This is a genomic window from Saccharomonospora saliphila YIM 90502, from assembly GCF_000383795.1.
Lineage (GTDB): Bacteria > Actinomycetota > Actinomycetes > Mycobacteriales > Pseudonocardiaceae > Saccharomonospora > Saccharomonospora saliphila.
The window spans coordinates 102,160-105,258 of the sequence record NZ_KB912696.1 but is presented as its reverse complement, the minus strand read 5'-3'; the positions used below and the strand labels follow the sequence as shown (position 1 = coordinate 105,258).

The 3,099-nt window shown below is 72.4% G+C and carries 2 protein-coding genes and 2 pseudogenes; all 4 read right to left on the bottom strand.

The window, feature by feature from the left end; translation table 11 throughout:
* Positions 1 to 291, bottom strand: a pseudogene (locus SACSA_RS23245) (hypothetical protein); the annotation flags it as partial.
* 256 nt (positions 292 to 547) lie between these two features.
* The gene (purH, locus tag SACSA_RS0115580) at positions 548 to 2,119 is read right to left on the bottom strand and encodes a bifunctional phosphoribosylaminoimidazolecarboxamide formyltransferase/IMP cyclohydrolase (RefSeq protein WP_019818557.1); all 1,572 of its coding nucleotides are present in this window, start codon (positions 2,117 to 2,119) and stop codon (positions 548 to 550) included.
* Positions 2,116 to 2,733, bottom strand: a complete 618-nt coding sequence (purN, locus tag SACSA_RS0115575) for a phosphoribosylglycinamide formyltransferase (RefSeq protein ID WP_019818556.1) — start codon at positions 2,731 to 2,733, stop codon at positions 2,116 to 2,118. The genes purH and purN overlap by 4 nt, the downstream gene beginning before the upstream one ends.
* A gap of 91 nt (positions 2,734 to 2,824) precedes the next feature.
* Positions 2,825 to 3,099, bottom strand: a pseudogene (locus SACSA_RS23240) (DUF6350 family protein); the annotation flags it as partial.

Sequence of the window (3,099 nt, the reverse complement as noted above, 5' to 3'; positions counted from 1 at the left end):
CGAACCGTTCGCGGTCGCCTCGGCCAGCAGCGCCAGCAGAAGTGAGGTCGCTCCCCGGACGGAGACGGTGCTGCCCCGCCGCAACCCCCGCCGCGGCAGCAGCCCGGACAGGGCGGAGGGCACCGGCAGGACCTGTCCCGTGGTCCTGCCGTGCTCGGCCGCCTCGGCCACCGCACCGGCCGTGCTCACCCCCGGCAGTGCGGCCAACCGCGCGACGGTCGCCCTGGATTCTCCCGGCCGCGCGGAACGGAGCCCCACCTCCGGCCCCTCGGGCACCGGATCCTCGGACATCGAACTCACCTCCCTCGCGCTGCTCGACGGGGTGCACACCGGAGAACGGCGTGCACCACCGCAACCGCGCCGCGGGGAAGACGGCGAACGATTCGTATCGAACTGGTGTTCGACAGTCCTAGTAAACGACCTCGCGCTCCCGCTGTCAAGCGCGGCGCGGGCGCGAACACCCCTCAGACGCAGTCAAGGCCTCCTTCACTGCACTGAACGCAGTGAAGGAGGCCTTGACGACACGACAAGAAGCGTGGCGGGCGCGTCAGTGGGCGAAGTGGCGCGTCCCCGTGAAGTAGAGGGTCACCCCCGCGGCCTCGGCCGCCGCGATCACTTCGGCATCGCGAACGGAACCGCCGGGCTGCACCACCGCGCGCACACCCGCGTCCAGCAGCACCTGGAGACCGTCGGGGAAGGGGAAGAACGCGTCCGACGCGGCCACCGAGCCCGAGGCCCGCTCGCCCGCCCTGGTCACCGCGAGCCGCGACGAGTCGACCCGGTTCACCTGCCCCATTCCGACACCGACCGTGGCCCGGTCGTGGGCCAGCAGGATCGCGTTCGACTTCACCGAGCGCACCGCCCGCCAGGCGAACGCCAGATCGGCCAGCGTCGCCTCGTCGGCGGCGGCTCCGGTCGCCAGGGTCCAGTGCGCGGGATCGTCGCCCTCGGCGTCGATCCGGTCGACGCTCTGCACCAGCACCCCACCCGAGATCGGCCGCAGTTCGGTGCGCCGGTCGGCCTGCTCGGCCGGAAGCCGCAGCAGCCGGATGTTCTTCTTGCGCGTCAGCACCTCGACCGCGTCGGCGTCGAAGTCCGGCGCGAGCACCACCTCGGTGAACACGTCCGCGATCTGCTCGGCGGTCTCCAGATCCACAGGGCGGTTCGCCGCGATCACCCCGCCGAAAGCCGACACCGGGTCGCACGCGTGTGCCTTACGGTGCGCCTCGGCCACGTCGAGCCCCACGGCGATCCCGCACGGGTTGGCGTGCTTGATCACGGCCACCGCCGGGTCGGCGAAGTCGAACGCCGCGCGCCGGGCCGCGTCGGTGTCGACGTAGTTGTTGTACGACATGGCCTTGCCGTGCACCTGTTCGGCATAGGCCAGCCCGCCCGGTACCGGCCCCCGGTACACCGCGGCGGCCTGGTGCGGGTTCTCCCCGTAGCGCAGCACCTCCTGCCGCTGCCACGTTCCGCCGAGGAAGTCGGGGAAGCCGGAGTCGTCGACAGGGGCGTACTCCTCGGCGAACCACGCGGCCACCGCCGCGTCGTAGGACGCCGTGTGTGCGTACGCCTCGGCCGCCAGCCGCTTGCGATCGGCCGTGGCGAACCCGCCGCCCCGGATACGCTCCAGCACCCACTCGTAGCGGGACGGGTCGACGACCACGGCCACGGACGCGTGGTTCTTGGCCGCCGCGCGCACCATGGCCGGGCCACCGATGTCGATGTTCTCGACGCACTCGGCCGGATCGGCCCCGGAGGCGACCGTCGCACCGAACGGATACAGGTTCACCACCAGCAGATCGAACGGGCTGATCCCGAGTTCGCGCAGCTGGTTCACGTGCTCGGGACGGCCGGTGTCGGCGAGCAGCCCCGCGTGCACCCTCGGGTGCAGCGTCTTGACCCGGCCGTCGAACGACTCGGGGAACCCGGTCACCTCCTCGACCGGGGTCACCGGCACCCCCGCGTCGGCGATCACGCGCGCGGTGCCGCCGGTCGAGACGATCTCCACACCGGCGGCGTGCAGACCGGTCGCCAGCTCCAACAGTCCCGTCTTGTCCGACACGCCGAGCAACGCACGACGCACCGGGCGCCTGTCTCCACCGGTCTGCTCGCTCACCCGAACCTCACCTTTCGTCCGTCCACCGTGCACCCCGCACGGCCCAGTCTCTCGATGACGTCGACGAGCAGCCCGCGCTCCACGGCCTTGATCCGCTCGTGCAGGCGCGTCTCGTCGTCGTCCGGCTCCACGGCCACGGCTTCCTGGGCGATGATCGGGCCGGTATCCACACCGGCGTCGACGAAGTGGACCGTCGAGCCGGTGACCTTCACCCCGAACTCCAGCGCCTCGGCCACCGCCCGGATACCCGGGAACGCGGGCAGCAGCGCCGGATGCGTGTTGACGACCCGGTTCGGGAACCGGGCGAGGAACTCCGGACCGAGGATCTTGAGAAAGCCCGCGGAAACCACCAGATCCGGGGAATGCTCCGCGACCGCCTCCGTCAGCGCCGCGTCCCACGCGGTCCGGTCGGGGTGATCGCCGACGCGCACGGAGAACGTGGGAACGCCGACCCGCTCGGCGCGCGCCAGGGCCTCGACACCGGGCCGGTCGGTACCCACCGCCACGACCTCGGCGGGGTACGACGGCCGCGCCACCGCGTCCAGCACCGCCTGCAACAAGGTCCCCGACCCCGAGGCGAGAACGACGAGCCGCGCCGGTGTGGGCAGTCGCAAGCTGGTAACCAGAACGCTTCTCCTTGCCGGGCGGTGCGCCGGGGCACACGTCGCGGGACCTGGTGGCCCCACCCTAGAGACCACGCCGCGCTCAGCGGCGACGCGGGGCCGAGCGACCGTGACCCCGCCCACGGCCCACGCTCGCGGACTCGCGGGGACCGGCGAACCACGCCGTGGGACCGCCGAAGACCACGATCCACCCGAACACGGCGACCGAGGACAGTTCCACCCGCATCGTGACGGGGTCGAACACGCCACCGCCGAGCCCGCCACCGGCGAGCGGGCCGAGCGCGACGGTGACGAAGGCCGCGACCACACCCGCCACGACGACGGCGCGCACCCGCTCCACCGGGCGCGGGTCGATCC